Below are 25,179 nucleotides of genomic sequence, written 5' to 3' on the forward strand. Positions count from 1 at the left end.
GAATTCTCCTAAAGAGTAAATTTAAAATCTTTGATTAAAAGTCCTGGCAGTTTTTTTCCACCCCAGGCGCGGGAGTTGTAAGTGTCCACCGAAGGATCAATGTCCTGAAAGTTCGTCACTGCCAATAAGTTCTCACCCAGACAATCAAACAAGCTCTCATCCCAACGCATATCTGCGATCGGTGCGACGATTTCGCCATTTTCAACCCAGAAGCAATCATAACGAGTCATACCCGTGATGCGCGCTGTGGGACGATCAGACCAATTCAAATAGTGAAGGTTCGAAAGGTAAACACCTGTTCCAAGTTCCTTCAAAATATTTTCCTTAGCCAAAGTGCCCGGCAGGATTTCAAGAGCACGAGGCCCTTCGCTCGGACCAGCGAGATTTCCTTCAACGCCGTACTCTTTGGCTGTGCCTGATGAAATCAAGAATGTCTTAAGCTGACCTTGATTGATTAATTCGACTTTCTCTGGGGAAACTTCACCCAGAGAATTGAATGGGGGAGTAAGTCCTGTCGAGAAATTTTCGCGCATAGAAAATAGCGGCGAGAATGATTTTTCTTTATCCGCCAGTTTTTGTAGAGGGCTGCTACCTTGCTTATAAGCACTGTAACTCATAGCACTCCAAGAAAACATCGAAGCCATTTCCGCAACTGCTGCTGGTGCCAAATAAACTTTGTATGGCCCTGGAGGCAAAACTTTCTTAGGGCGATCCATCAGCTTTAGCTGATTTTTATTTTGCGCTAAGTTTGCTGCGTATTCATTTTGATTCCACTGAGTGCCAGCGTAAGTGCCTTTCACAGCCTTTTCGGCCAGATACAAAGAGTAATCGATAAAGAAGGAATCCGTCGCAAAGAAATGATCTTGTCCCGCAGAATTGCGGCTTGCAGAGACGCGAGGACCGGCGCAGTAAATACCTGCCAAGTCAGAACCTGTGGCTGGTGCAATCAATTTTTCAAACATCTCTTCGTGAGAAAGCAGACTGCCTTTGATGTAATTATTGCTTGTGCCGTTGTTGCGCATTGGAACCTGTTTTGGATCCTCTGGCAAAAGGCTGCACTCAGTGCGAGCCATTTCAAGCATTTCTAAAGCGCGAGTTGTGTCTAACTCTGCGGCACCCGTGATTTCAAAAGAAATCTTGGCGGTGCGCGAGTTTTTTTGAAACTGCATGCTGATCGTGCGTTGTTCAACGTGCGTGTTCTGACGAACTTTGTTGTTATTGATACGAACGAAAACCGTGTCTTCAGCGTTGAGGTTGATGTTGGCCTCTTCGCCAGATTGAAGTTTTGCGAAGATCGCATCAGCAATAGCGTTGAATGTTTTCTGCGTTGTTTCGATGAAATTCATATTACGCTCCAAACACTTCCATACCACCAAACAGGCAGTATGGTGTTGTGTGGCCCACACGGATCACTTGATTTGGTTCGCCTTTACCGCAGAAAGGGGAGCCGTATGTTTCACGATTCGCGCTGACAGCTTTCAAAGAGTTCCAGAACTTCACAGTCGTGCCGCGATAGTTTGGATTTTTCAGTGTCTTAGTCAGCTTGCCGTTTTCAATCAATTGCGCGTATTCGCAACCGAATTGGAATTTGTTGCGGTAATCATCGATCGACCAGGATTTATTCGCGTGCATGAATACGCCACGCTCGACAGAAGCGATCATGTCTTCTAGCTTGGAAGTGCCAGGCTCAAGGTTGATATTCGCCATGCGATCAATAGGAGCACGATTCCAGCTTGATGAGCGAGAGTTCGCTACGCCTGGCAAGCTTAAGCGAGCTTGAGATTCCAAAGAACCCAGGCCGCGCAATAAAACGCCATCTTTGATCAAGTATTCTTTCGTTGCTTTCACGCCAGCGTCATCGAAGGCATAAGAAGCCATTGCATCTGGCACTGTAGGATCAAAAGTCACATTCATAAGTTTTGAACCGTATTGAAGTTTGCCGAAGTCTTCAGGCTTTACAAAGCTCCAACCCGCATAATTTCTTTCGTCTCCCAGGATGCGGTCGTACTCCAGTGGATGTCCGATAGACTCATGCACTTGCAAAGTCATTTGGTCTGGAGCAATCAGCAAATCCAAAGTTTCTGAAGGGCAGTTCTCGGCACTTAACAATTCCAAAGCTTCTGTTCCAATGATTTTCGCATTTTCCAAAATAGAAGCGCGATCAAAAACTTCTGCACCAATTTGGTTGCAACGAGCTAGGCCCCCATTTTGAGAGCGCTGCTGAACTTCACCAGCGTCCATCGCCGTGGCGTTAAAGTCAGTGCTTACGATAGAAAATTTTTGGTGAACATCAGAACCATGAGTACTGACCACAGAGAATTCGGATTCCACGATCATCGCCATCGCAATGCGGTTGATGATCTTATCAGAAACTTTCATGGCACGAGTCGCATCGATGAAAAGATCGGAGATCTCTTTCGCAGAATAAGAATCCATCGGGCGAGAAACAGGAGAAGCATAACGACCTTGTGCAATCGGTCTTTGCAACACAGAAAAGTCATGAACCTTGAAAGAAGAAGCCTGGCGAGCCATCAAAGTGGCTTTGTCAAAAGCACGCTTCACACCGTCAGCAGTCAGATCACTAGTTCCCGCATAACCAAAATGCCCGTTAACAAGAACCTCAACCATCAACCCATTATCAAAGCTGATATCGCTGCCTTCAAATTGCTCGTTGCGGATCACACGCCAAGTAGTCTTCTCACTAACCAATCTCAATTGAGCCCATTCAACGGACCCTTTTAGAGTGTTAAGCACCTTATGCAAATCAAGCATGATTGTTCCTCGTTTCCGCAATAGAATTCGCTACTTCTGATAGCGGAAGAGGCTCAAAAACTCAACTTATAAGACCCAAGAATTGTGGAGCAGGAAGCTCAGCTGGCTTTTAGTGGTTTTGGGAGTTTAATTTTACTATTTTTTAGACGCCAAAGATCTTGGGCCTTCTGTAAATCCAGCCAAAACTCGACAGAAACCTCGAGAGCCGCAGCAAAAAGCAAGGCAATTTCGGGTGTTAAGTTTTGTCGCCCATTCACAATTCGATTGATAGTTTTCACTTCGACACCAATGTGATCGGCAAAAGCGCGTTGAGTTAAATTCAATGGTTTTAGAAACTCTTCGTTCAAAATCTCACCAGGAGTCGTAGGCTGTCTCTTCATTTCAATCATACAAAGTCCTCAGTGATAATCACAAATTTTAACGTCGAAGGGGCCATCTGAACCAAACTTAAATATGATCCGCCACTGGTCGTTGATTCGAATGCTCCAAAACCCTTTTAAGTCACCACGAAGAATCTCGAGCCGATTACCGGGAGGGGACTTAAGATCGTTCAAACAGGTGGCAAAGTGCAGCATATCCAGTTTGCGGCGAGCAATATTACTAACAGAAAGCCAACCAGTCTTCCTCGAAGCTTTTCCCGAGATAAAAAACTCTCGTGTAATAGCACAAGTAAACGACTGAATTGACATAATCAATATACCTCATGATGGTATACCGTTCAACGGTATAAATTACAAACTACTTCCTTCCGGTCTTTTGCATGAAAGGAACCCAACTCAACGCAACATAATGCTTCTCAGGCGACTTCCCCCAACCGAAATCAGGATCCATAGTCGAACGCAACAATCAGTTCGCAGGATTTTCATTTTTTCCAAACGAAGACAATTCTAGTCGCTGGTGCATCTTGACCCTGAGTTTTAAAGAAGGGAGGCCAATTTTTCTTGTCACTTTGAAACCCAAAACTGTGTCGCATGGAGGGGAGTGGGGATTGCAGAGGGACGCGTGCGAGTTCCGCAGCGCTCTGTGGTAACAAACGTAGCGAGAGAAAATCATCGAGCCCCTGAACTGTCTTCAAAAACGGTGACACAAACGAGCGAGGACTGTCCGAGTGGAGCGGCCCTCTGCAATCCCCACTCCTCTCCATGCGGTCCCAAGACCGCGGTGTCAAAGTGACCAGAAATCAATTGGCAAGGAGATTGCTTTAGAAGGAAGGCAGAGTCACCTGGAGTCAATTAGGGCGTAAGGGGAAAGGGGAAAACCATGAGAATTCTTTTAGCACTTGGAACAACTTTATTACTGTCGTTTATGGCAAGTTGGGCACCAGCATCTACGATGCCAGCAAAACCTGAATGTTCACTGAGCAGCGAAGGAATTTACAGTGGTTTGTGGGTGAAACATCGGATCACTGTGGGCGACCAAGTCGTCTATGGAGCTGATGATCTTGAAGCCATCTCCGCCGAACTTGGCAGCCTTCGTACTCAAGGTCTTTGCCGCTAAATAAAAAAGCCTGTTATCTTGTGATCAGGCTTTTTTTATTGCGCCTGACGCGCTCTTGCTACCCAAAGTGTGTCCGTACCTTTAATCTGCAGGAACTTTGGACAGAAATACCTTTTTAAATCAACAGTGGAAGCCTTATCCCGCGATGCCGGCTGATGCAAAGGCTGCAGGAAGAATTTATCAGATCACGCGCGAAGCGGGTGAGCTGGAAATTACTTTGATTCGGGATGGGCAGGAACAGATTGTTTCTTTTGAAAAAGCTCCGCCTTGTTCAGAATTTCTAATTGAAGGTGATATCGTTGCTGCCGTTTCTGCGACGGAATTGATTCTACTTGCGCCAAATAAATCTGCTCTGCCAAATCGCACTTATAACAAAGACATTTTGGAGAAATGGAATCGCTACGTTGAGGAGATTCGTCATTTCTTCCGTCGCAAAGAGTTTCTCGAGGTAAAAACGCCTTCGTTGGTGGTATGTCCTGGAACGGAGCCTTCGCTCGATGTGTTCGCAACAGAGCTTAAAGTTGGTTCCCGCAAAGAAAAACTTTATTTGCCAACAAGTCCCGAACTGCATTTGAAGAAAGCTCTCGCATTGGGTGCTGAAAAGATTTTTGAAATCGCTCCTTGTTTCCGCAATGGAGAAGTCACTGAACGTCACCAGCCGGAATTCAATATGCTGGAGTGGTATCGTGCTTACGACAATCTGCAAGCGATCAAGCAAGACGTGATCGACTTGGTTCAGCACCTGGTGAAGGTATTAAAATTCCCAGCTCCTCGTCAGATTTTGAGTTATTCCGTGGCGGAACTTTTTAAAATCCATTGTGGATTTGATTTCACACCGGAAACGACGAAGACAGAATTAAAAGAACTCGCTCAAAAGCTAAATGTGGATGTGCGCAGTGCTGAGAGCATCGACGACTATTTCTTCCTGATCTTTATGGAGAAAATTGAATCTCAGCTGCGCGGAGAGGACTTGATCTTTGTTGAAAAGTATCCGCCTTACCAAGCGGCTTTAGCAAGACTGACACCCGATGGCTGGGGAGATCGTTTCGAAGCCTATTGGAAGGGTCTTGAACTTTGCAATGCGTTCCACGAACTTAACGATCCACAAATTCAAAGACAGCGTTCCGAAGAAGATCTGCAAAAAAAGCAGGAATCCCACAAAGAAGTGATCTCTCTCGATCAAGAATTCTTCCAATGTTTGGATGCAGGTTTGCCGCCAAGTGGGGGAATTGCCCTGGGAGTTGAGCGTCTGTTTATGGCGCTTCACGGAATCAGAAAAATCTCAGATATTTCGGTTTTTCCGAAGTAGTTTGCTTACACTCCGATATGCCGGAGCAGAAGCTGCACTCCGACTCCATCGGAGTAGTCTGTTCTCAAAAAACAGCCGTAAAAAAGGCATAAAAAAAGGGACCGCGTGGTCCCTTTTTCATTCGTGGTCAGAGTAAATTTACTCTTTGCCGCCGTTGATGTCTTCTTTCAGTTCTTTGCCGACTTTGAAGAATGGAAGTTTCTTTTCTTCGACGTTGATGATTTCGCCCGTACGAGGATTGCGGCCTTTATAAGCACCGTATTGACGATTCACGAAAGAACCAAAGCCACGGATTTCGATACGGTCGTCACGCATCAAAGCTTCAACCATAGAATCGAAGATTGTATTCACAACTGTCTCTGCTTTCACGCGAGTGATACCAGCTTTTTCAGAGATCAAATTAATCAAATCCGCTTTAGTCATCGTCCAGATCCTCTAGAACATAAAGTATTGATAACACTCCTGATTATACAGAGTGTGTGAGGGCTGACTACCACTTTTCAATGATTTAACTCATTGCTTCTTATACATTCCGGTATTGAGAAGGATTTTACGGTAGGCATCAATGACGGCCTGGACCATTTTACCCGTGTCGAACAGGTCCATGACGCGCTGGCGCGCTCGTTCGCCGATCTCATCTGCGGGCATTGTTCCGGAAAAGATCTCCACCAAAAGGTTTGAGATCGAATCTACGTCAGCTGGGCGCAGTAAGAACCCATCGCGGCCATCTTCGATGATATTTGCGATCGGGGAAACTTCAGAACCCATGACGACTTTTTTCTGAGCCATGGCTTCCAAAGTCGAAGGCTCAAAGCCCGTACTTCTAGAACCCATGTTGATGAAAACATCGCCCAAAACGATATAGTCTTCTAATTCCGAAGCCGGTACCGCACCTGCCAAGATCACGCGATTACCCAAAGCCAAATTCAAAACCTGATATTCAACGTCTTTAAATTTCGGCCCATTACCGACAACGATCAAATAGCTATTTGGTTTTTTAATCGCAACCTTTTCAAAGGCTTGCAACAAAGGCAGCATCTCGTGGGCATCGGTCATGTCATTGATAGTGACTGCGATGTGAGAGTTTTCTGGCAAGTTTAATTTATTTCGCAGCTCCAGGGATTGTTCCTTGGGAGTTAAATCCCCCAGATCAATTCCGTAGGGCACAGTATAAGTGTGATAATCCGGATACAGATAATATCTTTCCAGGATAATTTTCTGCTGAGGATTGGTCACAAAGATACCATCCGCTGTGGAAAGAAGCTGGCGGTCTCCACCATAGTAAGTCGTCAGAAATTTATAAGCAGTCGCAAGGCCTGTCGTCAGAATGCTTGGCAAGGTTTCTTGCTTCATCGCCAGGATCGCAAACAACTGAGACATCTGGGTCGCTTCCACGTCATAAGCCACAGCGACTTTTAAATCATTTTTACGATTGCCGATGCGATAACCTGATTTATCAATCGAATGCACAATGTGAAACGGAGTCTCGCGGTGAAGCTGCATGAACTTCTGACGAACCGCCATTTGAAAACGCAAGTGAGCAAGATTTTTTTCACCCTCGTTCAGATAAAACACGCGAACACCGTCGCGAGTTACTTCCGGTTTTTTTAACGGAGAGTTCGCAGAGATAACCGTGACCTTATGACCTTCCCGAGCCAGGCCGCGAGCAATAGGCCACAAAAAACCATGATCAGTTGCCCGACTAAGAATCGGAAAACGATGCGAGGTCAGGCAAATGTTAAGTGATTCCGGCAATGCGGATTTTTTCGCGAACATGAATAAAGATTAAAAGACTATCTGGCAGAAGCCAAGGCCCGATTATACAGTCGGTTTAATTCATTCATGGATGAATCAACTATATGACTGCTTTGTGCCCAGTCTTCAGAGAGGGCTACGGGTAAGGATAAATTTGTACGCTCTAAAAGTTTAACCAGGTCTTTGTGTAAACTGTCGGCGTTCAGAACCCAGCAATTCACAGTGTTTTTCCAAAGGTCCGCGTGCACGCTGGTCTGTTTGGAATCCAAGATCAAAGTCGATTGAGCCTGGATCGCACGCATATAATACTCGGTCATTTCAACAGGGGTGAACTGCTGACCTGCCATCACAAAAGCCACGGTTTTTTCCAACAGAACTTTGGAAAGGTGAGGCGAAATTTCTCCCGTCACGACCCAACGGTCGCCACAGCCATTTTTTTCCATCCAGCTAGCGAAATGTTTTCTTTCACGCAAGGACCAGTGGGAATAACTGCCCCACAAAACCACCTTGTGGCGGCGAGCGAGCATTTTTAAGCGGGCAAAGCGATCCGACTCAGGATTAAAACGGCCTTCACGAAATGGCAGGACGAAAAATTCTTTGTCTTGAATATTAGTCAGCAGGGAAACTTCATCCTCATCCAAGGCGCCCAACTGCTGTTGATTTTTAAAATCTAAAGCAGGGGGCAGAATGCCGCGACCTTGTTTTTTCGATCGCACATTCAGGCCACGCAATTGAGCCAGCGATTCCACAGTCGGGAAAGTAATGATGTCACTTTCCTCTACAAGATAACGAACCGGATTGGATTTTTTAAGGCCACGTTTTATATGCAAGAGTGAAGTCGTTAGCACGCAGCTAGGATGAGATTTTGCGAAAGTCGACAAAATCACCTGAGCTGCGTTCATGCGATCGTCATCTAAAATTAGATGTAAAATATGAGGCTGCATTCCGAACAGACCCGGAATGATTTTTAAACCTTCCAGTACCGACCACTTTTTAAAGTAGGCCATGTATTCAATGCCGTTGGTTGCTTCAGGGGGAACATCGCCATGACTGGTTAATACCGTCACTTCATGTTGTTGGGAGCGCAAGCTTATAGCCAACTGCCATGTCGTGCTTTGAACTTTGGTACTAACTAGAATTATTTTGGCCATTCAAGTCCCAGGGCTTTGTAGATTCTGTTTAGAATCTTACGATTGGCTTCAGGGATATTACGGTGTTTTAGTTCTTCCGGATGTATCCACTCAAGCATCATGTGATGTTTGGCGCGAGGTTCGCCTTTCCAATACAGGATTTCATAAAATAATATGAGAATCCCTACATCTCCATAGGAATGAGTGCACGCTAGTTTAAGGTCGCCGACTTCAGCTTCAATTCCAAGCTCCTCGTCGAGTTCGCGAGCCAGAGCCTGTTCAGGTGTCTCACCACTCTCGATTTTTCCACCGGGAAATTCCCATTGCCCAGCTAAGGAGTTGTTTTCGGGGCGTTGGCCAACCAAGATCTTTCCATCTTTGCGCAAAAAGCCTGCAACGACAGGAATCCAATGACCCTTGCGGATTTTTGGTTTTCTTGGTTTTAACTCAACGCTATCTTCCGACATTTTTCCTTCTAGCTGCCACATCATGGAAAAAGCTTGGTCCATGAAATACAAGTGCAGAGTAAATTTGAACAAGATCTGCGCCCATTTGCAATCTTTCAAAGACATCTTCCGGAGTTAAGACGCCTCCGGCGCTTACTAATAGCATTCCTTGACGCTTTTTGCCTAAAGTTTCAACAGCAATTTGAAGCGCGCGCTGAGATAGGTTCTTTAATGGCGCACCTGACAGGCCGCCTTCATTAGGAAAACGACATCCATTTGGTCTCATCAAAGTCGTGTTTGTTAACACGAAGCCATCCACTCCAATTTCTTGGCAGTTTGCGATAGCTTCAGCTAAGCCTTCTTCGCCCATATCAGGGCTTAGTTTCACCAAAACGGGAGTTGGCTCATAGTGTGAAACGCGGTCCAAAATCGGTTTAAGCAAAGCACCAAGGTTTTCTTTTTTCTGAAGCTCGCGAAGTCCCGCTGTGTTTGGGCTAGAGATATTCACCACAAAAGCATCGGCCCAGGGACGAAGTTTATCTACCAATTCAAGATAATCATTTACCGCGTGATGATTTGGCGTCTGGCGATTTTTTCCGATGTTTACAAAGACCGGTGTTCTAAAGTTCGGAGCATAAGAGGCAAGGTTGTAAAAGACTTCATCAGCACCATGGCTCGGGAAGCCCATTTTATTCCACATCGCGGTCAGCTTCATATCGCGATCCATGATTTTACCCGGATTCGGATTCTGCGGCTGAGGAGTGACCGTTCCAACCTCAACGAAACCACATCCCAATCTCCACCAGTCACTTAAGTGTTCTGCATCCTTATCCACGCCACCTGCAATTCCCAAAGGATTCGCAAAGGTCATATTTCTCCAGGTGAAAGAGTTCCAATGAGGTGTTTTTTTTCCGTAAAGATAAGAGAGCAGGGGGAGAGCGTAGCCGTTAATGTCGTGTGCAACTTTAGGAGGAAGCAGAAGCCAAGGACGCATGAGAAAAACACTCCTGAAATAAATACTGAAAACGCAAAAAAAAAGGTGGGTTTCGCAACCCACCTTTGAAGAAACTAACGAGGGTAAAGACCTCTCAAAAGCATCGCTTTCTCGAGACGTTGAACAGAAACCGCCATCGCAGCAGATCTCATGTCGACGTTTTTCTCTTTCGACATCGCGTAACCTTTGTCGAAAGCTTTTGTAATAAGAACTTTCAACTTAGAGTTCACTTCGTCTTCATCCCAGAACAACGCCATCGTGTCTTGAACCCATTCAAAGTAAGATACGATTACGCCACCACCGTTGGCGATAACGTCTGGAGCGATGAACACGCCACGTTTAGAAAGAATTTTTGTTGCTGCATTCGTGATAGGACCGTTCGCACCTTCAACGATGATTTTCGCTTGGATTTTTTCAGCGTTGTGAGTGTCGATTTGGTTCTCAAGAGCGCAAGGGAACAAAGCATCACATTTAACTTCAAGCAAATCTTCATTGCTGATTGGTGTTGCTTTTGGATAGCCCTTCAAGAACTTGTGAGCTTTGATGTACTCAAGTACTTCAGGGATATCAAGACCGTCACCGTTGAAGATACCACCGGAAACGTCAGAAACTGCAACGATGCGTGCGCCACGATCGTAAGCAAATTTAGCAGCGAAGGAACCTACGTTACCAAAACCTTGGATCGCGATAGTGGAACCTTTCATGTTCATTTTGCAAACTTCGAAAGCTTTCTCTGCTACGTAAACAACGCCCAAACCTGTAGCGTGGTTACGACCTAGAGAACCGCCGATTTCAACTGGCTTACCAGTTACAACACCCGGTTGTGCAAAGCCACCTTGCTCTTGAGAGTAAGTGTCCATGAACCACGCCATAGTTTGTGGATCAGTGCCCACGTCTGGAGCTGGGATGTCTTTAGTCGGTCCAACGAATGGTCCAATTTCGGAAGCATAACGACGAGTTAGATTTTGTTTTTCAGTGCGTGACAATTTAGTTGGATCAACAGTGATACCACCTTTTGCGCCACCCAATGGAAGACCCAAAACAGAGTTTTTGAAAGTCATCAAAGCCGCAAGACCAACAACTTCCTGAAGATCTACGTTTTGGTGATAACGGATACCGCCTTTGTAGGGGCCCAATGTTGGAGAGTATTGAACACGGTAACCTGTGAATACTTTCACAGAGTAATCGTCCATACGAACTGGAACAGAAACAGTGATGCAGCGACGAGGGCGTTTCAAACGCTCAAGCACGTTCGGATCACAGTTAATAATTTTTGCGGATTCATCTAGAGTTTGGATAGCGTTGCGGAACAAAGGCCCGTCATACAAGGGCTCAATCTTATGGTCCATGATAATGTGTCTCCTTAAAAATACACGCTGGCAGTTTAATGAAGTAAATACTCAGTGTCACTCGGGAAAAAAGCTGATGACTCGGTGGTTCTTTTTCCCCACAATTAGACCTATGTCTCGTTCTCTACTAGTTCTCATCATCGCTGCATTTCCGTTTTTCACTTTTGCACAGAAACCTGCATCACCTCAGCAGGCGTTTATCGAGCAGTTTCAAAGCCCTCGAATTTGGTTTCCAGCAATTGATAATCCTATTCTTGCCGACGCCCCGGGGCGTTATCCAGCAGTTTTGAACTTTCTATTCGAAGGTATCCTAGGCTGGACGCCGACGGGGGAGGGGCAATCCGTTACTGATAAGTGCAACACCTCGGTGTGGGCTTCCCGCTTGCAAGATCCTCGCGTTGCCGTTTCTGCGCAACTTCAAGGTGGATTGGTGCAGAAGTATCTACAAGAGTGCGGCTCGCAATTGCAGACCGAAGACTTAGGAGAAATGGTGAATGTGCGTCGTTATCTGACGATGCGTTACGACGCTTACGAGCATCCGTTTCTTCGCCGCGTGGTTATTAATCTTCCAGGAAACGTGAAGCTTAAAGGTTTGCTGGCTTTAAAGGGTGATTCCAAACGTCGTCCCATGGTGATTTTCCGTTCTGGAATTTTCTCTAGTATCGAGGACTTCAGGCCTGAACGTGCGTGGATGATGATGTTGTTTGAACAATCACCGTTCAACGTTTTGTTGCTGGAAAATTTAACCAGTGCCGATTTCATTGCGAACAACAATCAGTTTTCATTTGGTGGTTACGATGAAGGAATTCAAAATATCTTGATCGCTCAGATGCTTCGCAATTCCACTGAACCATTGTCGCGTGTGGTGGACAGCATTCACGTCATGGGGATGAGTTTGGGTGGACCTGGAGTTTTGTTTTCTTCGTTGTTAAACAAATACAATTCTCCCGCAGGCGCACCGTTGATTCAAAGCTTCTTGGCTTTGTGCCCGGTGGTGAACTTGAAAGAGACGATGGAGAGCCTTACGAACAGTGGCACTCGTTCGGCATTTATCGATTTGTGGGGACGCCGTCGTCTGCGTGGGATCGAAGAAAAACTTCCAGGCGTTGTTCAATACGACAGTTTTAAATTTATTCATAAAGCGGTTTCAGAAGTCGTTAGAACATATCATGGCGGACTTTCTTATATTAGCTCTGTAAAACTTCCACCAGGAATGAAAGACAGCGAGGACTTCTGGGGATTGAATAATTTCTGGCCGTACTACAAAGATGTTTCTGAACCCGTGATGATCTGGGCAACAGATCATGACTATATGGTTCCCTATGCAATCAACGCACAGAAAATCGCGAATAAAGTGATGAAGATCGACAGTCGCAATGTTCGAGTGGTTGAGTTTCCTGAAGGTTATCATTGCACGTTGCCAGTTGCTTATGACTGGAAACTTTCAAGCTCGATGTTCCAATCCTATGTTTTGTCTCATTCACCGCATTTCAAAATGCGCCCGAATAAGTTGAATATGGAATTAAGCGACGAAGAATGGAAAGACTTTTTTGTTGGCACCACGACAACTTCATTCAAAGTGGAAGAGCCAGGGAAAAAGAAAAATTTTGTGAACTTGGAAATCGAACTGAAAAATTCCAAGGGCAAAGAAAAAACCATGAGCTTTAGTTTGCCACTGTCAGAATTTGATTTCCGATTCCACAATCCCGAGCTGACGAATTCAGAAAAAGAAATGATCGTCCGTTGGATCAATCAAAACCTAAACGTAGCCGTAGTGGACATCGCCGGAAAACCAAACTTGCAGGTATCTTGGGCCGTTGCCCTGTAGTTGGGGCTTGTCTTTTTCCTTTTACCTGCGTTGCTTCGTCGTCGACGTATCAGTGGTACGCCTTCCTCCTTGCGCCTTGTTAAAAGGAAAAATCCTGCGCCTTCGTTAGCTGAGATGGAATGTCTTTCTGCAGGGTTTTTTGGGGGAGATTTCTTTTTGTTAATTTTTGCGGTTTCCTTGGTGGATGGGGATTTCTCGTCGTTCGTTTCTTAAATCTGGCTTTGTTGCAGGTTTGGTGGGGGCTTTTGCGCGCACGAGCTTGGCGGAGCCTCAGGTTAAATTCGTTCCTCTGAAAATTAAGTATACGCCGCTGGCGAATCCTCTTTCGGATTTGCGGGAGCGCTATGATGTTGTTGTTATTGGCTCTGGGTATGGTGGGTCTGTCGCGGCGGCTCGATTGGCGGGGCGGTGTCGTGTTGCGGTTTTGGAGCGTGGGCCGGAACGTCCCCCAGGGAGTTTTACCGAGAGCTTTGAAGCCGTTCGGCGCGATGTCCGTTGTAAAAAAAATCCTTTTGGGCTTTTTGAAATTCATGCGAATCACGAGATGGATGTTTTAAACGGAAATGGACTGGGCGGAACATCCTTGATCAATGCGGGCGCGATGGTGCGACCTGACCGTGATACCTTTCGGTTTCCAGAGTGGCCTCGTGCGATTGTTGATGAAATTCAAGGCGGGGAGTTTGAGAAATACTTTTCTCGAGTGAAAAGCATGCTTCAAGGTCATGCGTTCAATCCAGCCACGATGAGCAGTGCAAAGGTGCGCGCTCACGAATACGCTTCTCGCGAAATGGGAGTGGATGTTAAGTATCCACCGATTGCAGTCAATCTGTATGGTGAACAGTCTCAGCAACGAGGAGTAACTCAGCCAAAGTGCATCGAGTGCGGTAATTGCTGTTCGGGTTGCAATACCGGAGCTAAGAACACTTTAAACATGAACTATCTGCCGCTGGCGAAAAATCAGGGCGCAGAAATCTATACACAGATGGAAGTGCTGTGGATTGAAAAAACGAGTGATGGTTACCGTCTTCACTGCTTGTATATTTCAAATGGCGGGGATCGCCTTCGCAAAACGATTTCAGCGAGTCAAGTGATTGTCTCGGCGGGAACCATGGGCAGTTCAAAACTTCTTTTAAACTCTCGCAATCAGGGTTTAAGTCTCTCCGATAAATTAGGTCGCAGGTTTTCTGGCAATGGTGATGTGTTGGGATTGTCATTTAATACCTCGTTTCGCACCAACGCCATTGGCTTTTCTTCGGCAAGTCGAATTCGCGTCGATATGAAGCCCGGTGCCGTCATTTACTCTCTGGCGGACTATCGAAATAAGCCGAATCTATTTGATCGTTTCATCATCGAGGAAGGAACTTTTCCCGGTGCATTCACAATGCCTTTAAGGCTTGCGATGGGGATTGCGAAGTTTCGCATCTCTGCCGCAAGATATCTGCGCGTGGGACGAGATATCACTCTTTCCAAAGACATCGAAAAAGGTGCCTTGAATTATTCGATGGTTTACTTAGGCATGGGACATGATCGTGCTGATGGGAAATTGCAGTTGGATCGTAAAGGTCGCATCCGAGTCCGTTGGCCCGAGGTAAAGTATGATCCCATTTATCCCACCATCGACCGCGCAATGAAGGCGCAGTCTCGGGCCCTTGGTGGAAACTTTGTGATGAATCCGCGAACTTTACTGATCAATGGAAAAAATCTGGTGACGGTGCATCCCTTGGGTGGTTGCGTGATGGCGGATTCGGTGGAAAACGGAGTCGTTAATCATTTGGGACAAGTCTATCGCGCCGACGGAAAATTGCATGAAGGGCTTTATGTGTTAGATGGATCAATTGTGCCGACTGCGCTCGGAGTGAATCCGTTATTAACGATTTCAGCCTTGGCCGAGCGCGCGGTTGAAAGAATGCAGCTTACATAGATTGGATCATCTGTTTGATCCAAGTGAAATAGTGGGGAACCAAAGTTTTCACACCTTGGGCCGAACCACAGTCGCCATCTGTGAGGGTGCGACTCGTAACTCCAGCAAGTACAGTTTGTCCGTTAATCTCTAAGAATGCGGGGCCACCAGAGTCGCCGCTGCAAGTGGCCTTTTGATTGCTTTCATTCAGGATCATATCTTTGTCGCGAAGGGATTCAATCGTGACTTGAACTTGGCGAAGCTCGCCATCGCCTGCAACTTCAGTGACATAGCATTTCGTTTTATAGTTATTGCAATACGCCCGGCCCTCAGTGATGGCGGCATCTAAACCCGGGTAATTTCGATCGGTCACAAGGGATTTTTCAGAAGAATATCCAAAGCCCGCCAAGGTCAGGGTATCTGAAGGACGAATCTTAGTTACGTCTTTCAAAAGAGGAGTGATTAAATAGTTTTCCGGAGCCGGTGAATTAAGTTTGATGATACCAATGTCACCATAATCACTGCCAGCTTCATCCAGATTTTTGAAATCATCGTGGAATGCCATGGCTTTGATCGTGCGAATATTTCGAGGATCGATTTTATCTGTTTCGCCGACCTTATTTGGGAAATGAGTATCAAAGATCACAATCAGGTTTTCTTTTTTAGAAATCACACAGTGGCCGGCCGTCAGTACGACATCCTTGGTGATTAAAGTCCCAGAGCAAGCATTGGCAGTTTTGATATTGAAAATTCCAACGGTGCGCAGAGCAACTGACGTATTCGGCTCAACGGAAGCGCCGCCAGTAATTGCCAGGGCCTGAATGCTAGAAAGGCATAGGAGAGCTGTTAAAACAGCGAGTGACGCCCTTGGCGGGTTCACTGTCAAAAAACTAGTCACTTGCTTCAATAGGTTGAATCTCATCGCACTCTCCGTCCGCTGAAATCTAACTAATCAAGTATTATGCCTAAAAGGTACGGACACACTTTGTCCTATGAAGTACACCCTGAAGTGCCAGTCGGGAGAAAGTGTGTCCGTACCTTTTAGAGTTGGGACTTAAAGAAAGGCGATTTTTCCGCGAGTTTTTCCATGTACTGGCGCACATCTTCTTGTGCCTCTTCAGAGAGCTTTCTGAAAGGAACAATATGTTCGTCAGGAACATAGCGGAACGTAAAATTGATTCTGCGAGTTTCAAAACTCGTGATGTCATTCAGTGGAAAGATTTTATCGGCTTTATCTTCCACTCGTTGCACCCGGTGGAAAAGTTGTTTTTTAAACTTCTCTCCGCCAAAGATTTGCAGTGAACAATCATCAAGCCACTGCTGCAAAACGACGTCTGATTTTGTCTCGGTTCCCTTGCTGGAAACGAATTGAAAAAGCGCACGCTCACCAAAAGAAATGGAAGCAACCGGCCCTGGTTCGAAGTCCTTGTGCTCTCCCACGCGGGCGCAATCGACTTTTTTACCGTCTTCTTGAATTTGATTTCCGTAGTAATTGATTAAACAGGTGTTCAAAGTCCACCCACGCGGAATATCGCGTGGGTCGAATTTTTCTTTCACTAAGCTTTCAATCTTGTTCACCAGGTATTCTAAAACCGGAGGATAGCGTTCTGCCGAGACACAACGGTTATAAATGCCTTTTGGTGGATGATAGTAATTTAAACAAGCAAATTGCCAGTTCCCCAACCAATACACCGGGCGCAACAGAGGTCTTTGTTTTTGGTTTTCAGGGGGAGGATTGTTTTTCGAGTAGCGCATCTCCCAGATGGGATAAAGCGTGCTTAGATATTTCAGGATCTCATCTTTTTCCCGCGGGCTGATGTAATTTTGCTCGTAAATCAGATTCGACGCGGCTTTGCGCTCATCGCCATTGCGAGAGCCCGGCTTGCCACCACGGGAATTGTTTTTGAAAGCGGGGCCTCTGGAGCCCTGAGATTTGCCTTTGGGTTTGAACATGGGCGTCGTTTTAGCACAAACAGGCTTTTGCTGCCAAGAGCCGAAGAACCATTGTCAGCTGTGGCTGCTAGAAAGGGATGACAGGGGGGAGGCAATCCGTTAAAAATGCCTCTAGGAGTGAAAAAATGACAGCACCTGTTCAAGCTACATTAGGCCCGCAAGAAAAAGACCTTTTGATTAAGCAGATCCCTGCGCTCAAGGGTAAAAAAATCCTCATTATCGGGGACGTGGGTTTGGACGAGTACGTCATGGGACAAGTTCGCCGTATCAGTCCAGAGGCTCCGGTTCCAGTTCTTGAAGTGGACGGCGAAGACAAGCGCTTGGGCCTTGCTGCCAACGTTGCTCAAAACGTCGCAAGCCTGGGTGGTATTCCAATGATGGTTTCCGTTGTTGGTCACGACATGGGTGCAACTTTGTTAAAAGAGTTAAGCGAAAAGAACGGCGTAAGCTGGCATTACATGATCGTCGATAAACATCGTCCCACCACACGTAAAACTCGCATCATGACAGGTCATCATCACCTTGTTCGCGTTGATTATGAAATGAAGAAGTATCTTTCTGAAGAGACTGAGCAAAAGCTTTTGGCGATGGTTGAAAAACATGTCGGGGAAGCTGATGGCGTGATCATCGAAGACTATGCTAAAGGTGTGGTTTCTCGTAACGTCGTTGAAAAGGTCGCGGCAATTTGTAAAAAAGCGGGCAAACGTCTGATGGTGGATCCGAATCCGAATCACCCGGGAACTCACTATCAAGGTATTGATTTGATTAAACCAAACTATAACGAGGCCGTTGCTCTGACAGGTTATAGCTTTGATGATTTGAAAGATAATCCTAATAAAGTCGTCGAAGTGGGTCGCGCCTTACAACGCGTAACCGGTGCCAAAGAAGTTGTAATGACTCGTGGTAAAGACGGCATGACGATCTTCTCAGGCGATCAAATCACGGAAGTTCCAACCTACGCCCAAAAAGTCTTCGACGTCACAGGCGCGGGCGACACTGTTATCGCAGCCCTGGCCCTAGGCTTGGTATCAGGTCTATCCTTGGTTCACAGCTGCATGCTAGCAAACAACGCCGCAGGCGTGGTTGTCGGTAAGGTCGGTTGCGTACCATGTGAAATCCCAGAGCTCATCGAATACATCAACGAAGTTCACTAAAAGCGGTGAAAAAGGCCCATCTGCTGCGTTGTCGGCCTATCTCCTCGCTCCGACGTGCTATGAGCACGCCTGCGACCTTTTACCGCTTTTCCAAAATGAGGAAATAACAAATGGAAAAGTCTTACAAAGTAAATTCGAAGCTGCTGCCGGAGGGATTCCCGAGGCAGTTTGATGCGCATATTTACTTTGAGAAAGACCAACTCGCGTTTGCGGAAGAGCTTCGTAACAAAGCAATTGTCTCATTCAAAGATCAAGTGGTTTTCACTGGGCAGCTGATTCCTGAACCAATTGGTCCTCATCCGACTCCAATGTTTGAAATTAATTTTCCCAAAGAGAAATTCACAGACGTGGTACTATGGTTAATGCATGAGCGCGGTGAATTGTCGGTGCTCGTGCATGAGCTGACGGGTGATGATCATTATGATCATACTCAAGCGGCCATGTGGTTGGGTCCGCAGTTGGATTTAAACTACGACGTTTTTTAAGACTAAGCCTTTGATGGATGGGAGGCTTTTTTTGATCTCTCGCGATTCGAATCTCTATAAAAATATTGTGACCACATGGAAGGCTCCGGGCGAGGCCTGGCTTTCGCAATTTGAAACCCACATTCTTAAAATTGAACAGCTTTGGAATTTAGAACCCATCAAGCCTATCGACAATTTGTCTTTCCATTTTGTGGGAGCTTCAAAGCGTAAATCTGATGGACTAGAAGTGGTGGTGAAAACGGGCTGCGATATTGAATCCTTGGATCGCGAGCGTCAGTGGCTGCGCCATTTTAACGGAGTCGCAGCCCAAGTCATCGAGTCAGACAAAACCCTGGGTGCCACACTGATGGAGCGCCTGGTACCCGGTGCGACTTTAAAACAATCGAAAAGCCTCACTGACGATGAACAGACGATCATTATTGCTAACGTGATCAAAGAGCTAAATTCGCGAACAGTGACAAGTGGTGCCTTTAAACATATCGCAGATCTTGCGAAAGATTTAGATGTGCTAAAAGGTGCCGTCGACGATCGCATGATCGACAAAGCTCGAAGAATCATTGCTGAGCTAACATTAGATCGCAGTCAGGATCGCCTGCTTCATGGAGATCTTCATCACGACAATATTTTGCAACATAAGTATTCCTGGAAAGTCATTGATCCTCACGGCTATGTCGGTGATCCGACTTTTGAAATGGCTGTGATGATGTACAATCCGCTCGATGCCTATCCTGTCAATCGACCTTTAAGAAAAACCTTGGAACGTCGTATGGCGATTCTCAATGAGCAGATCAACTTTGATTTGCAACGAATGAGGGCGTGGACCTTTGCCGCTGCAATGATTTCAACAGCTTGGGACTATGCCGATACTAAAAAGCTTTTTGGCATACCCTTTTTGGTTGCTCAAGAGTTGCGATCCTGATGAAATTTTTAGAAATCACTCAGGAGTCGCAACATGAAGTTCATCGCATCGTTGATTTTACTTTTCTCTGTTCAAGCTTTCGCTGAAACTTCAGATCCCTTCGATCAATTTATCGGAAATTACGTGATCGAGGGGAAACCTCGCGTGAAAGAGGTCGGTACTAATTATTGTCTTCTGTACAGCTTTGGTGGGCTCGAAGCAATGAGTGTAAAGATCGGCGATGCCAAATTCGAATCTCATCGCGTTGATTTTAAATCCATCTACAAATTTAGCAGACATTCAGTCATGAATTACGAAACTCGTAACGACCGTGATACTGCGGGCTCCTTTGCTGTAACTTATGGCGGCGAGGGATGGGCTTCAAATGTTCGTGGTACCTGGTCGATTGGCAACAAAGATGGAGTTCGCATTCGTCTTAAGCTGACTGAGCGTGGGGCCACTGTCTCTTTAGATGATGAAACGTTCCGATCTGGAAAGCTGAAAAAGGCCTGTTACTATGAGGCCGATCTAGTGAAGGTCGCTCAATAATCACTAAGCCATAGACATTTAAGCATTTTTTGCAAGAAAGGCTCTTTTTAGGGGCCTTTTTTCTTGGCTAAACCGCTGAAATCAGAGGATTTGCTAGGCGTTCCGGGGCCGCTGTGCTACATACCTCGCACACATATTTCCTTTATCAACGGGACCACAAAGGTCCCAGCTGTAACAAGCATGGCTGTAATAAGCCGAGGAGCCCTGAGATGGAATTGAACGAAGGCCTGAGCCCTGCTCTTGCACCTATCAACTACGCTGACGATGACGTTGCAAAACCCCTGGAAAACAAAGCCGCAAATTTCTACTCCATGACATTGGAAGATTTGAAAGCTTACCTAAAAGGTAAAGGCAAAGAGCAATTCCGCGCTCAGCAAATCTTTAAATGGGTTTATGAACAACGTGTGACGGATCCAGAGCAAATGACGAATTTGTCCAAGGACTTCCGTGCCGAACTTCCAAAGCTTCTTTCTTTCGAACTTCCTAAAATTTTGACGCACTTGAAATCTGTCGATGGAACCCAAAAGTTCCTGTTCGATATGGGCGACAATCAAAGTGTTGAGTCTGTGGTGATTCCTTCCGAAGGTCGTCTGACTCTTTGTATCTCCTCTGAGGTTGGTTGCAACATCGGTTGCAAATTCTGTTTCACCGGTAAGCAAAAATTGAAGCGCAGACTTCGTACTGAAGACATCGTCGGTCAGTTCATGCAAGTTCATGACTCTTTGGCTGAAGGTCAACGCATCACCAACATCGTATTCATGGGTATGGGCGAGCCACTGGACAATCCAGAAGCCGTTTTCAAAACCATCGACGTGATTCACTCTCCATGGGGTATTAATTTGTCGCGTAAGAAGATCACGGTTTCAACTTCGGGTATCGTTCCAGAAATGTGGCGTATCGCTGATGCGAAAGTTCGCCTGGCTGTGAGCTTGAATGCTCCAACTGACGAAATCCGCACCCAAGTGATGCCGATCAATAAAAAATGGAACACGACTATGTTGCTGGATGCTTGTAAGCAGTACACTGACAAGACGGGCGACAAAGTGACATTCGAGTATGTGATGCTGAAAGGTGTGACAGACTCTATCGAGAACGCACGCCAGGTGGCGAAGCTAACTCGTGGTGTACCATGCAAAATCAATATCATTCCATTCAATGAACATCCAGGTGCTCCGTACGAGCGTCCATCCGATGCGACCATCGAAGCTTTCCATACGGAATTGAATCGCCTGGGTTGCCACGTTCTTCTTCGTCGTTCTATGGGGCGCGATATCTTTGCAGCTTGCGGTCAGCTAAACAGCACGCACAAAGAAGAAAACGCGACGATGGATATCTCCAATTCAAAATTGGCAGGTATGCCGAAAGCGAAACGTGAGTTGATGGCAGAGCATAAAGCAGAACATGCAGCGAAAAACGCGGCATTTGCTGCGATGAGCTTTGAAAACGAAACAGAACTTCAATAGTCTTCATGGCGCTTCGCTAAATTCGAGGCGACTGACTTACACTCCGGCTCCGCCGGAGTAGAATTAATCCGGAGAGATTTAAAATGTCTGAAATTTTAGTAGTAGGAAGCCTAGCATACGATTCAATTCAAACTCCATCTGGCAAAGCGGATCGCGCTTTGGGTGGTTCTGCGAATTACTTCTCTTTGGCGGCATCTTTGTTTTCTAAAGTGCGCGTTGTCGGTGTTGTTGGGGAGGACTACGATCAGAAGGATTACGATCTTTTGGGCAACCGTGGTGTTGATTTGACGGGGCTTTCTAAAGTTCCTGGCAAAACATTCCACTGGGCGGGTTCCTACGAAGGCGATATGAATGAAGCTAAAACATTGAACACAGAATTGAACGTTTTTGAACACTTCAATCCACAATTGCCAGAGCACTACAAAGATTCTTCTTTCGTATTCTTGGCAAACATCGCTCCAGAACTTCAATTGCAAGTTCTGTCTCAAGTAAAACAACCGAAATTCGTGGGTCTTGATACAATGAATCTTTGGATCAACATCAAGAAAGACGCTTTGCTTGAAGTTGTTAAAAAAGTGAACTTGGTATTGATCAATGAAGGCGAAGCGAAAATGTTGACGGGTGCTTCTAACGCGATCTCCGCAGCCCCAATGATCACAGCAATGGGCCCTTCCGCAGTTGTTATCAAACGTGGCGAGTACGGTTTTGCAATGTACACGAAAGAATCTGGCTACTTCATCTTGCCTGCGATGCCGATCCCAACAGTGATCGACCCAACAGGTGCGGGTGACACATTCGCCGGTGGATTCTTCGGTTACATCGCCGCTCAAAAAGAAGTTCCAACAGTGAACACTTTGAAGCAAGCCTGCATCATGGGTTCCATGATGGCCTCTCACACAATCCAAGATTTCTCCGTGAAAGCACTTTCCAAAGTGACTCTGCCAGACTTGGAAAAACGCCTAGCAGAATACAAAAAAGTTATCACCGTTTAGGTGCCAGGTCCTGTTTACGTAAGCACCGCAGCGAAATGAAAACCTCTTCGAAATCAGAGGAACAAAAAAGGCAGATCAAAAAATGATCTGCCTTTTGTTTTTTGGATTAAAGTCTTTTGCCTTTTACGGGAGGGGTTAGACTAGTTCGATCTCGACGGGGACATTGCCGCGAGTGGCGTTGGAATAAGGGCACACCTTGTGAGCCGTCTCCAAAAGCTGTTGCGCGATGTTGCGCTCGACACCTTCGATTTTCGCTCGCAGTTTCACTGCCAGGGCAAAACCACCGCTGCCGTTCGGGCCAATGCCCACTTCCGCATTCACAGACGACGTGATTTTCGTTTTCTGTTGCATGGCTACGAAGTTCAGCGCGCTATCAAAGCAAGCTGCGTATCCAGCAGCGAAAAGCTGCTCGGGATTGGTGAAGGCACCACCAGATCCGCCCATTTCTTTGGGAATACGTACTTCAAGATTTAGGACTCCGTCAGAGCTTTCTACTTTTCCGTTGCGTCCGCCAGTTGCGGTCGCAACTGCTGTATAGAGCTTACTCATGATGACCTCCTTCTAAGGTTATTTTCATTTGCTCATTAAGTTTATTCAAAGTTTTGTGAAGCGTCTCAAGCTCGCCTTTTTTGCAATCGACATCGCAAAGCAATTTGTCGGGCAGAGTAGCGAAATGTTTTTCCAGCTTGCGACCTTCAGCCGTTAAATGAACTTCCACCGTGCGCTCGTCCTTGGCAGAACGTTTGCGCGCAATCCAACCACGTTTCTCCATGCGCTTAATCAGCGGAGTCACCGTTCCGGTATCCAGCAATAAAAGATCTGCGATCTCCGTCACTTTACGGGGAGCCTTTTCCCACAAAACCAAAAACACTAGGTACTGCGGATAAGTCAGATCAAAAGCTTTAAAGTGCTCGCCATAAAGCTGCGTGATCAATCGCGAAGCCGCGTAGATCGGAAAACAAAGCTGGTTTTGCAAGAGAAGTTTCTTGTTCATACATCCAATCCTACGCCCATTTATATTTTGTACAATTAAATTGTGTACAATCTATAATTAATACAATCGGGGTCCTGCGCCAAAAGGTACGGACACACTTTCTCCGGACACACTTTCTCCACACCTGAAATGACCTTCGATTTGTTAAGTCTGTCGTATCTTTTTGAGACATTTATGTGAGACCTGATGTCCCTGGAGTGGTGGAGAAAGTGTGTCCGTACCTGTGGGGCTGGACGTTGTGCTAGTTAGGTGGAATCCTGTGGGAGGTCCTTAAGAGAAGTTGAGGAATTTCCGATAATTCCACTAGTATGTCGAAACGAAAAAAGAAATCTTCAGCGGCGGAAAACCTGATTGAATCACTGATGGACGATGTCCGCGGGATTCAAGAGGATGCGTCGTTTCATAAGGATGAAAAAGCGTCAGCTGAAGAGCCGACGAATTTCCATCAGACACCATCTGCAATTGCAGACGGTGGTGAAGATATGTGGGCGGGCCTGGAAAAAGACGTCGGTGCAGAAATCGATGCATCTGAATTCGAAGGCGGTGTCGCAGAATACTCCAGCCATGAAGAAGAAGACGACTATGCCGCTCAAGGTGTCGAGGAGTTCGCTTCGGGTGATGAGCTGTTAGAGGGTGAAAAGCCAGTGGGCTTTGATTTGCCACCTCGTCCAAAATACCCAACATACGAAACGCCTGTCGAAGAACCTTATCAAGGTCCTTCTGCAGATGGTGGTTATCAATCGGCTGACAACATCGATGATGAGCCCAATGATGTCGTGGTAGAAATGCCAACTCCCTCAGAGGAGCCCTATGTTCCGGCTTCTTCTTCAAACTACCAAGACGATTTTACCAGTCCGGTGGATAACTTGGCAGCCTCCCTGGGTGACAGCCAAAAAGAAGACAAAACGGTTTCTATCCAAGATTTGAATTTAACAAGTTCGAAAATGACTTCCGGTGCTGGCACAGACGCAGATCGCACTCTCGCCGTATCGGGTTTTGCGAATGCCCGTGTGGGTGGTCGTAAAAATAACGACGTGGATGTGAAAGTCAGCGTTGGTAACTTCCGTGGCAGCAACCGTGCAGGTTCTGCAAACGTGATGACATCCGTGGATGCAAGCTTAGCTCAGGCGGAAAACCTGAAGCTCGCCCAGCAACGCATTCTGGAACTGGAAAAAGAAGTTGAAAGTCTGCGCAGCGAAAATGAGGAATTGGCTTCGGCTGGGGAAATCATTCGTGGTCGTACCGACGAACTGGGTGTGCGCATCGTAGCTTTGGAAAAAGAGAAAGCGGAAGACCGTGAATCCTTCCAAAGCGAGATCTTGATTTTGAAGGGCAACCTTCAATACAAAGAAAACGAAGTGGCCAAAGCTCGCGTTAAAGTCGAAGAGCTTGAAACCAGACTTAAATCAGATTTCAAAAAGATCCGTGTTCGCGAGCGCGAACTGGAAAATCGTCTAGAGCTTTTACGTGCCGAGAAGGCCGCGTTAGTTCGGTCCAAAGATGAGTATATCCTTGACCAGAAAAGAAAGATTGATCAGCTTTCCCAGGAACTCGATAATTATAGAAATAAATGTCTTGAGTTAAACAAGACTATCGAGGGGAATCAGGACCAATTCAAACGTACAGAGCGTGCTCTACGTTTGGCCCTTTCTAATTTGGAAGTCAAAGAGGAAGGCGGACCTGTTCCACTCAAGAAGGCTGAGTAGGAATT

At 46.2% G+C, this 25,179-nt stretch carries 25 protein-coding genes; 11 read left to right on the forward strand and 14 right to left on the reverse strand.

Annotation, left to right across the window (positions count from 1 at the left end; translation table 11 throughout):
- Positions 1-8: 8 nt before the first annotated feature.
- The 4 genes from ACLSU7_RS15245 to ACLSU7_RS15260 all read right to left on the reverse strand — a co-directional run bounded on the left by ACLSU7_RS15245 (position 9) and on the right by ACLSU7_RS15260 (position 3,461).
- On the reverse strand, positions 9-1,346 hold the full coding sequence (locus ACLSU7_RS15245; RefSeq protein ID WP_413292771.1) for a TldD/PmbA family protein: 1,338 nt from the start codon (positions 1,344-1,346) through the stop codon (positions 9-11).
- Between the two features lies 1 nt (position 1,347).
- The gene (locus ACLSU7_RS15250) at positions 1,348-2,772 is read right to left on the reverse strand and encodes a TldD/PmbA family protein (RefSeq protein ID WP_413292772.1); all 1,425 of its coding nucleotides are present in this window, start codon (positions 2,770-2,772) and stop codon (positions 1,348-1,350) included.
- A gap of 98 nt (positions 2,773-2,870) precedes the next feature.
- Positions 2,871-3,161 carry a HigA family addiction module antitoxin gene (locus ACLSU7_RS15255; protein WP_413292773.1) on the reverse strand — a complete coding sequence of 97 codons (291 nt, stop codon included), beginning with the start codon at positions 3,159-3,161 and terminating at the stop codon, positions 2,871-2,873.
- Between the two features lie 9 nt (positions 3,162-3,170).
- The gene (locus tag ACLSU7_RS15260; protein ID WP_413295429.1) at positions 3,171-3,461 is read right to left on the reverse strand and encodes a type II toxin-antitoxin system RelE/ParE family toxin; all 291 of its coding nucleotides are present in this window, start codon (positions 3,459-3,461) and stop codon (positions 3,171-3,173) included.
- Between the two features lie 571 nt (positions 3,462-4,032).
- Between ACLSU7_RS15260 and ACLSU7_RS15265 the strand changes: the two genes are divergently transcribed.
- Positions 4,033-4,269 (forward strand): hypothetical protein, encoded by a 237-nt coding sequence (locus tag ACLSU7_RS15265; RefSeq protein WP_413292774.1) that lies wholly within the window; start codon positions 4,033-4,035, stop codon positions 4,267-4,269.
- A gap of 97 nt (positions 4,270-4,366) precedes the next feature.
- Complete coding sequence (epmA, locus tag ACLSU7_RS15270) at positions 4,367-5,578, forward strand: EF-P lysine aminoacylase EpmA (RefSeq protein ID WP_413292775.1); 1,212 nt, start codon at positions 4,367-4,369, stop codon at positions 5,576-5,578.
- 138 nt (positions 5,579-5,716) lie between these two features.
- Here the strand turns inward: epmA and ACLSU7_RS15275 are convergent, their stop codons facing one another.
- The 6 genes from ACLSU7_RS15275 to ACLSU7_RS15300 form a co-directional block, all read right to left on the reverse strand.
- Positions 5,717-6,001: an HU family DNA-binding protein gene (locus ACLSU7_RS15275; protein ID WP_088616367.1), complete on the reverse strand. Its 285-nt coding sequence runs from the start codon at positions 5,999-6,001 to the stop codon at positions 5,717-5,719.
- A gap of 90 nt (positions 6,002-6,091) precedes the next feature.
- Positions 6,092-7,258, reverse strand: coding sequence for a glycosyltransferase family 4 protein (locus ACLSU7_RS15280; protein ID WP_413292776.1), 1,167 nt, complete (start codon positions 7,256-7,258; stop codon positions 6,092-6,094).
- A 113-nt stretch (positions 7,259-7,371) separates the two neighbouring features.
- Positions 7,372-8,484 (reverse strand): hypothetical protein, encoded by a 1,113-nt coding sequence (locus tag ACLSU7_RS15285; RefSeq protein WP_413292777.1) that lies wholly within the window; start codon positions 8,482-8,484, stop codon positions 7,372-7,374.
- Positions 8,472-8,930, reverse strand: a complete 459-nt coding sequence (gene mutT, locus ACLSU7_RS15290; protein WP_181605127.1) for an 8-oxo-dGTP diphosphatase MutT — start codon at positions 8,928-8,930, stop codon at positions 8,472-8,474. Before mutT ends, ACLSU7_RS15285 begins: the two co-directional genes overlap by 13 nt.
- On the reverse strand, positions 8,917-9,903 hold the full coding sequence (locus tag ACLSU7_RS15295) for a quinone-dependent dihydroorotate dehydrogenase (RefSeq protein ID WP_413292778.1): 987 nt from the start codon (positions 9,901-9,903) through the stop codon (positions 8,917-8,919). The genes mutT and ACLSU7_RS15295 overlap by 14 nt, the downstream gene beginning before the upstream one ends.
- 74 nt (positions 9,904-9,977) lie before the next feature.
- The gene (locus ACLSU7_RS15300; protein ID WP_413292779.1) at positions 9,978-11,252 is read right to left on the reverse strand and encodes a Glu/Leu/Phe/Val family dehydrogenase; all 1,275 of its coding nucleotides are present in this window, start codon (positions 11,250-11,252) and stop codon (positions 9,978-9,980) included.
- A 112-nt stretch (positions 11,253-11,364) separates the two neighbouring features.
- On the opposite strand from ACLSU7_RS15300, the gene ACLSU7_RS15305 reads away from it, so the two are divergent.
- A complete protein-coding gene (locus ACLSU7_RS15305; protein ID WP_413292780.1) occupies positions 11,365-13,080 on the forward strand; it encodes a hypothetical protein in 1,716 nt (571 codons plus the stop codon).
- A 184-nt stretch (positions 13,081-13,264) separates the two neighbouring features.
- Complete coding sequence (locus ACLSU7_RS15310) at positions 13,265-15,001, forward strand: GMC family oxidoreductase N-terminal domain-containing protein (protein WP_413292781.1); 1,737 nt, start codon at positions 13,265-13,267, stop codon at positions 14,999-15,001.
- On the opposite strand, the gene ACLSU7_RS15315 is transcribed toward ACLSU7_RS15310, so the two are convergent.
- Positions 14,994-15,902: a S1 family peptidase gene (locus ACLSU7_RS15315; protein WP_413292782.1), complete on the reverse strand. Its 909-nt coding sequence runs from the start codon at positions 15,900-15,902 to the stop codon at positions 14,994-14,996. The genes ACLSU7_RS15310 and ACLSU7_RS15315 overlap by 8 nt on opposite strands.
- A gap of 119 nt (positions 15,903-16,021) precedes the next feature.
- On the reverse strand, positions 16,022-16,933 hold the full coding sequence (locus ACLSU7_RS15320) for an alpha-ketoglutarate-dependent dioxygenase AlkB (RefSeq protein WP_413292783.1): 912 nt from the start codon (positions 16,931-16,933) through the stop codon (positions 16,022-16,024).
- A gap of 125 nt (positions 16,934-17,058) precedes the next feature.
- Here ACLSU7_RS15320 and rfaE1 point away from each other — a divergent pair, with 125 nt between their 5' ends.
- The 6 genes from rfaE1 to ACLSU7_RS15350 all read left to right on the forward strand — a co-directional run bounded on the left by rfaE1 (position 17,059) and on the right by ACLSU7_RS15350 (position 22,474).
- Positions 17,059-18,087, forward strand: a complete 1,029-nt coding sequence (rfaE1, locus tag ACLSU7_RS15325) for a D-glycero-beta-D-manno-heptose-7-phosphate kinase (RefSeq protein WP_413292784.1) — start codon at positions 17,059-17,061, stop codon at positions 18,085-18,087.
- 110 nt (positions 18,088-18,197) lie between these two features.
- The gene (locus ACLSU7_RS15330; RefSeq protein ID WP_413292785.1) at positions 18,198-18,572 is read left to right on the forward strand and encodes a DOPA 4,5-dioxygenase family protein; all 375 of its coding nucleotides are present in this window, start codon (positions 18,198-18,200) and stop codon (positions 18,570-18,572) included.
- A gap of 67 nt (positions 18,573-18,639) precedes the next feature.
- Positions 18,640-19,491, forward strand: coding sequence for an aminoglycoside phosphotransferase family protein (locus tag ACLSU7_RS15335; RefSeq protein ID WP_413292786.1), 852 nt, complete (start codon positions 18,640-18,642; stop codon positions 19,489-19,491).
- A 33-nt stretch (positions 19,492-19,524) separates the two neighbouring features.
- Complete coding sequence (locus tag ACLSU7_RS15340) at positions 19,525-20,019, forward strand: hypothetical protein (protein ID WP_413292787.1); 495 nt, start codon at positions 19,525-19,527, stop codon at positions 20,017-20,019.
- Between the two features lie 209 nt (positions 20,020-20,228).
- Positions 20,229-21,482, forward strand: coding sequence for a 23S rRNA (adenine(2503)-C(2))-methyltransferase RlmN (gene rlmN / locus ACLSU7_RS15345; protein ID WP_413292788.1), 1,254 nt, complete (start codon positions 20,229-20,231; stop codon positions 21,480-21,482).
- A gap of 83 nt (positions 21,483-21,565) precedes the next feature.
- Complete coding sequence (locus ACLSU7_RS15350; protein ID WP_413292789.1) at positions 21,566-22,474, forward strand: PfkB family carbohydrate kinase; 909 nt, start codon at positions 21,566-21,568, stop codon at positions 22,472-22,474.
- Between the two features lie 135 nt (positions 22,475-22,609).
- Here ACLSU7_RS15350 and ACLSU7_RS15355 read toward each other — a convergent pair whose 3' ends face one another.
- Complete coding sequence (locus tag ACLSU7_RS15355) at positions 22,610-23,023, reverse strand: organic hydroperoxide resistance protein (protein WP_413292790.1); 414 nt, start codon at positions 23,021-23,023, stop codon at positions 22,610-22,612.
- Positions 23,016-23,468, reverse strand: coding sequence for a MarR family winged helix-turn-helix transcriptional regulator (locus ACLSU7_RS15360; protein ID WP_413292791.1), 453 nt, complete (start codon positions 23,466-23,468; stop codon positions 23,016-23,018). The genes ACLSU7_RS15355 and ACLSU7_RS15360 overlap by 8 nt, the downstream gene beginning before the upstream one ends.
- 308 nt (positions 23,469-23,776) lie before the next feature.
- Between ACLSU7_RS15360 and ACLSU7_RS15365 the strand changes: the two genes are divergently transcribed.
- Positions 23,777-25,174: a hypothetical protein gene (locus ACLSU7_RS15365; protein WP_413292792.1), complete on the forward strand. Its 1,398-nt coding sequence runs from the start codon at positions 23,777-23,779 to the stop codon at positions 25,172-25,174.
- Positions 25,175-25,179 lie beyond the last annotated feature (5 nt).

It is taken from the genome of Bdellovibrio sp. HCB185ZH (assembly GCF_047302455.1).
Lineage (GTDB): Bacteria > Bdellovibrionota > Bdellovibrionia > Bdellovibrionales > Bdellovibrionaceae > Bdellovibrio.